Genomic DNA, 5,391 nt, shown 5'->3' on the forward strand with positions numbered 1-5,391 from the left:
GCCCTCGACAAGCGCACGCCAGACGCGGCATACTTCGAACAAAGTGAAACACGAAAAGCGGCATGAACATAAACCAGATGCATCTTAGCCAAGCCGCAAACCTGTCCTAAAAAGCAGGACCACTTCACATGTCTTTGCAGCCGTGGGATATTCGATTGCGGGCATGCAACGGCTTTACCGTGAAGCCGCATTCCGTCACATCTTGCTTGCCCTTCCCGCCTGCTTGGCTTTACTCGCCTTCGCAGGTGCCGGCTTTGTCGAGTATTGCGTCTTCTTCATCCTGTTCTTCTGCCTTGTCGCTGTCGAGGCGCTGAACACAGCAATCGAGTGTATCGTGGATCATCTCGCACCAAACTGGGCAGAGTTTGCCCGCGATGCCAAGGACTTGGGCTCATTGGCGACCATGTGCCTTCTGTGCGCACATGGCGTGTTTCTGGGTGCGGTGGTCTTCAGATCCGGAGTTCTGACATGAAAGCCCACCCATGAACATGCTCAAGATCGTAGCGGTGCCCATGCACAACGAAGGTCGCAAGTTCGTTGCGATCTTTGCCGCCATCAGTGTGGTTTTGTCCTTTATCTGGATGCCGCTGTTCTGGCTTGGACTGGGGGCCACGGTCTGGTGTTATTATTTCTTTCGCGATCCGGTGCGCGTCATCCCTCAGCAGGATGGTCTGGTGCTCTCGCCAGCTGACGGCGTCATTTCCCTGATCGAAGATGTCATTCCTCCGACCGCCATGCAGCTTGGAGATGAGCCCGTCACGCGGGTCTCGGTGTTCATGAATGTCTTCAATTGCCATGTGAACCGCGCGCCGATTGCGGGCCGGATCGTGCATGTGGGCTATCATCACGGCAAATTCCTGAATGCGTCACTCGACAAGGCAAGTGAGCATAATGAACGCAACTGCATCACGCTGGAAGCCGGTGACGGCGTGCGGATCGGCGTGGTTCAGATCGCCGGGCTTGTTGCCAGACGCATCGTTTGCTTTGTGCGAGAGGGCGACACGATGGCGGTGGGCCATCGCTTTGGCTTGATCCGCTTCGGCAGCCGTCTGGACATCTACCTGCCCAAGGGCGTTGGCCCACTGGTTGCCGTGGGACAGACAGCGGTGGCCGGCGAAACCATTCTGGCCGATCTAGCGGATCCGAAGGCAAACCGGCCCGGTATCCCCGAATGACCAGGACATCCCATATCAAGCTGCGCCATATCGTTCCAAGCATGGTCACCGTGTTTGCAATCTGCGCCGGTATGACATCGGTCCGCATGAGCCTGGAAGGGCATCTTGAAAACGCGCTCTATTTCATCCTGATCGCGGTGTTTCTGGATGCAGCGGATGGCAAGCTGGCGCGGTTTCTGGATACCGCAAGCCCCTTCGGTGCCGAGCTTGATACATTGGCGGATTTCTTCAACTTTGGCATCGTTCCGGGCATTCTGATCTACAACACGCTTTACATCGGCACCGATCACACCAACCTGGGCTGGCTGGCGACGCTGGTGCTTGCGGTGTGCTGCGCGCTCAGACTGGCGCGCTTCAACCTGTCCCAGAAAAGCGCCGAAATCTCGATGAAGACCGACGACCACTTTGTCGGCGTCCCGGCTCCGGCGCTGGCTTGCCTTGCCCTGATGCCGGTTTTCCTGCACCTGCATGGCCTGTCAGATGCCGGTTATCCGTTCCTCAGCGCGGCCTATATCATCGGGGTCGGGCTGCTTGCGATCAGCACCATTCCCACGATCTCGATCAAACATGCCAGCATCAACCGCAAGCACCTGCCATTCGTCATCGTCGCGGCAATGGTTCTTGTGGTCTGCCTGATGGTCTATCCGTGGCCCACTCTGATCGTCGGGAATTGCCTCTATCTTGCCTCTCTGCCCTTCAGTTATGTCTCGCAGCTCAGGCAGACGAAACCCGTGCAGCCCATGCCGACGCCTCCGGCCGAGTGACCGGCGGACGAAACCCGTCAGCGGTTGCGCGCGCCGTCAATCATAGGCGCATCGGAATCCGACATATACGGCATAGAACTCGGAGGGTTTCCATTGCATCCCCTGCGCGCGCGTCGCGCTCGGACCGTACCACCAGCTCCCACCCGCAGTCAGGGCGTCGTCATCGCGCTGGTCTGCCAGCCATTCCCAGACATTGGCCCCCATATCGAAAAGCCCGTTCACCCCGCGTTTGGTCGTGGCGACATCGACATGGTTGGAGCGGTTGTTGTTCATCCCCTCAGGTTCATCCCCGACAGGATAGAGATAGGTCCGGCCCGTTTCGAACCCGTCAGTCGGGTCCGCACGCTGTTCGGAATATGCCGCCAATGCCCATTCGTCGCGCGTCGGCAGCCTGCCCCCCATGTGCTGGCAAAAAGCCAAAGCCTCGCCCCAGGTGACATGAACGGCGGGTTCTGTTACCTTGGGGGGGCTGCCCTGGGGAGACAATTAGGTCCAGCCGGCGCGACGCTCCCAACCTGCCCCCCATTCAAAGCCACCGCCCTCCTTTTGCGCCACGGTCACAAGGCCCGTCTGATCCGCAAAATCCGCAAAGGCACCAACCGTCACTTCGGTGCGATCGATGCTGAACTGGCCAAGGTCCACGGTATCACCAAGCGCAGGTGACGCAGCCAGGAGGGCAAACAAACCGAAGATCTGGCGCATGATACTCGTCCCTTTTTTCCTGTCGTGACACCTGGTTTCACCGGAGGTTTTTTCAAGGCAATACCTTCGATTGCAACCGTCCGAATGCACAGATACCGTCTGGTGTGACCCGGAACAGGAAGGCCCGCATGACCATTGCACCCCATCTTTTCAGACCATTGACGTTGCGCGGATTGCAGACCCGCAACCGCGTGGTGATTTCCCCGATGTGCCAGTACTCCGCCCATGAGGGTCATATGGACGATTGGCATATGGTACATCTGGGTCGTTTCGCCATCGGCGGAGCGGGGATCATCTTTACCGAAGCCACGGCAGTTCAGAAACATGGGCGGATCACCCATGGCTGTCCCGGCCTGTGGAGCGATAGCCAGATTCCCGGGCACGCGCGCATAGCTCAATTCGCATTGCGCAATGGTGCCATACCGGCGATCCAGCTGGGCCATGCCGGCCGCAAAGGCGGCATGCAGCGGCCCTGGTTCGGAAACGGCCCCCTGACCGCAGACGATATCGCGCGGGGGGACATGCCCTGGACAGCGGTAGGGCCCTCTGCGGCACCGGTGGCCGAGGGATGGCCCGTCCCACATGCCCTCTCGGGTGCTGAGATCATCAGCCTGATTGACGATTATGCTTCGGCTGCGCGGCGCGCACTGGCGGCGGGATACAAGATCGCCGAGATCCATGGCGCGCATGGCTATCTGGTGCACAGCTTCCTGTCGCCGCTGTCAAACAAGCGCTCTGACCAATATGGCGGCGATCTGGCCGGGCGCATGCGTCTGGCGCTGGAAATCACCGAGGCCGTGCGCGCGGTCTGGCCTGACGACCTGCCGATGTTCTTTCGCACCTCGGCCGTCGATGGCGCTCCCGAAGGGTGGTCGATCGATGACACGGTCGTGCTTGCCAGGGCATTGAAACGCCTGGGGGTTGATGTCATGGACTGTTCCTCCGGCGGCATTGCCGGAGCGGCAACCGCAAGCGGCGGGCAAAAACGCCAGCCGGGCTTTCAGGTCGAATACGCCCAGAGGGTACGGTCCGAGGCCGAAATGACCGCCATGGCCGTCGGGCTGATCACACATCCACAACAGGCCGAGGATGTTCTGGCCCAGGAACGCGCCGATCTGATCGCAATCGGTCGCGAGGCGCTTGTGGATCCGATGTGGGCGCTGCATGCGGCAAGCACGCTGGGCCATGACACCGTCTTTGATACCTGGCCGGAACAATCGGGCTGGTGGCTTGCCATGCGGCAGAAAACCTCGGATTTCTATAGTCCGCAGTAAGCCCTTGCAGACCGCGCGCTGTCCGGGCTTCAACCGGCCTCGCGCAAGTTGCCTAGCCCCGCCAGAAAGCTCTGACGGAAACGAGGGCCCGAATGATCCAGGTAGGTTTCGTCAAACTGGGCAAACCTGCTCAGTTCGACATAGTCGTCAAACCGCACACAGCCGTCCCGAAACGTCAGCAGCCCGTTTTCGCGCAGTTCCCGCAGGACCCGGTTGACATGCACCGCGCTCAGACCGACCGCATCGGCCAGCAGATACTGTGTGAGCGGGCAGGCAAAACCCGACCGGTCCGCCATGCCTACCAGCTCAAGCCTCAGGCCAAGTTCCATAAGGTAATGCGCCATGCGCTCGGTGGCGCTTCGACGCCCGACATCGATCAGATGCTCGACGATCATCGCGTCGTCCCGGGATGCTGCCCACAAAACCGCAAGCATCAGCCGTGGGCTTTGGGAGAAGATTTCCAGCAATTCATCAATATGCAATTCGGTCACCTCGATATCGGTGACCGCTTCGATACCGTGATCGGACATGTTCAACAGGATGCTGCGCAATCCCAGAAAGTCGCCCGGAACCTCAAAATCCAGAATCTGCCGCTGTCCGTCCTGCAAGAGTTTGTACGAAAAGGCCCATCCCGAGTTCAGGATGTATGCGACTTTATCTGATTGCCCCTGATAGACCAGATCACGCCCGGCGGGAATCCTTCGACCAGCCTTGCCCAAATTCTTGAGGATCGACAGCTCATCTTCTGACAAGACCATGAAAGCGTTAAGCTTTTGGATCAACTTACTGTTTGACACGTTGTGCTCCCTGCCCCTTTGCCGACTGAAATCCTAACACTAAAGAGATCCAAATCTTTTGATTTCGATCAAAAATTAGGCAGTCACCCCAAATCTTGCATTAGGGATGCGCTACAATATCTGAGAACACATATCAATAGTTGAATTTGTTTTCATCGATAACCTGACGGCACGTCTATCGATAAGGTGAAGAACAGGATGAACGGGATCAGGAAGGTGCGCGGGATCGTCAGGATCTTGGCAATGTACGGAATCAAGACGCGATAGTGGAACCCGCTCCGGGCAGAACGCCGATAAAGAAGCCCTGCAAGGATTGGCACCCGATCACGGGGGCGATGCTGCGGGCCTCGGCGCGGGTGATCCGCATGTCGGTGAGGCTAGCCAGAGCCATGCCCCGTCTCAAGCCAAGTTTGTCTGACAAGACCGCGTGAAGCCTGAAGATGGCATCTGGTCAACCGTTTCACGGCACGCGCATAGGAAACAGTATTCTACTTTGAAATGACGTGCACGTCTTGCTGGGGAAAGGGGATCGATATGCCCTCGGCATCGAACCGTTCTTTCACGGCACCGGTCAGCCCCCAGTAGATCGTCCAGTAGTCCTCCCGCTTTACCCAGGGTCGACAGAAAATATTGACTGAACTTTCTGCGAGTTCTCCCACAAAAACCTGCGGAGCCGGGT

Annotated in this window: 8 protein-coding genes and 1 pseudogene; 4 read left to right on the forward strand and 5 right to left on the reverse strand. The window is 58.4% G+C overall.

Features of this window, described 5'->3' with window-relative positions:
* Positions 1–142: 142 nt before the first annotated feature.
* From WAO69_RS16985 to WAO69_RS16995, 3 genes are read left to right on the forward strand one after another with little or no spacing between them, the layout of a single operon-like run.
* Positions 143–472: a diacylglycerol kinase gene (locus WAO69_RS16985; protein ID WP_422181325.1), complete on the forward strand. Its 330-nt coding sequence runs from the start codon at positions 143–145 to the stop codon at positions 470–472.
* A 10-nt stretch (positions 473–482) separates the two neighbouring features.
* Positions 483–1,175 carry a phosphatidylserine decarboxylase gene (locus WAO69_RS16990; RefSeq protein WP_422181327.1) on the forward strand — a complete coding sequence of 231 codons (693 nt, stop codon included), beginning with the start codon at positions 483–485 and terminating at the stop codon, positions 1,173–1,175.
* Positions 1,172–1,939 (forward strand): CDP-alcohol phosphatidyltransferase family protein, encoded by a 768-nt coding sequence (locus WAO69_RS16995; RefSeq protein WP_422181329.1) that lies wholly within the window; start codon positions 1,172–1,174, stop codon positions 1,937–1,939. Before WAO69_RS16990 ends, WAO69_RS16995 begins: the two co-directional genes overlap by 4 nt.
* Positions 1,940–1,975: 36 nt before the next feature.
* On the opposite strand, the gene WAO69_RS17000 is transcribed toward WAO69_RS16995, so the two are convergent.
* Both WAO69_RS17000 and WAO69_RS17005 read right to left on the reverse strand, forming a co-directional pair.
* Positions 1,976–2,425 (reverse strand): formylglycine-generating enzyme family protein, encoded by a 450-nt coding sequence (locus tag WAO69_RS17000; protein WP_422181331.1) that lies wholly within the window; start codon positions 2,423–2,425, stop codon positions 1,976–1,978.
* Positions 2,426–2,641, reverse strand: a complete 216-nt coding sequence (locus WAO69_RS17005; RefSeq protein ID WP_422181333.1) for a hypothetical protein — start codon at positions 2,639–2,641, stop codon at positions 2,426–2,428.
* Between the two features lie 128 nt (positions 2,642–2,769).
* Here WAO69_RS17005 and WAO69_RS17010 point away from each other — a divergent pair, with 128 nt between their 5' ends.
* Positions 2,770–3,915, forward strand: coding sequence for an NADH:flavin oxidoreductase/NADH oxidase (locus tag WAO69_RS17010; protein WP_422181335.1), 1,146 nt, complete (start codon positions 2,770–2,772; stop codon positions 3,913–3,915).
* Between the two features lie 29 nt (positions 3,916–3,944).
* On the opposite strand, the gene WAO69_RS17015 is transcribed toward WAO69_RS17010, so the two are convergent.
* The 3 genes and pseudogenes from WAO69_RS17015 to WAO69_RS17025 all read right to left on the reverse strand — a co-directional run.
* Entirely contained in the window at positions 3,945–4,673 is a 729-nt protein-coding gene (locus tag WAO69_RS17015) for a Crp/Fnr family transcriptional regulator (protein WP_422181337.1), read from the reverse strand.
* A 292-nt stretch (positions 4,674–4,965) separates the two neighbouring features.
* Positions 4,966–5,133 (reverse strand): hypothetical protein, encoded by a 168-nt coding sequence (locus WAO69_RS17020; protein WP_422181339.1) that lies wholly within the window; start codon positions 5,131–5,133, stop codon positions 4,966–4,968.
* Between the two features lie 67 nt (positions 5,134–5,200).
* Positions 5,201–5,391: pseudogene (locus tag WAO69_RS17025) on the reverse strand (mechanosensitive ion channel family protein); the annotation flags it as partial.

This window comes from Aestuariivita sp. (genome assembly GCF_049276915.1).
Taxonomy (GTDB): Bacteria; Pseudomonadota; Alphaproteobacteria; order Rhodobacterales; family Rhodobacteraceae; genus Aestuariivita.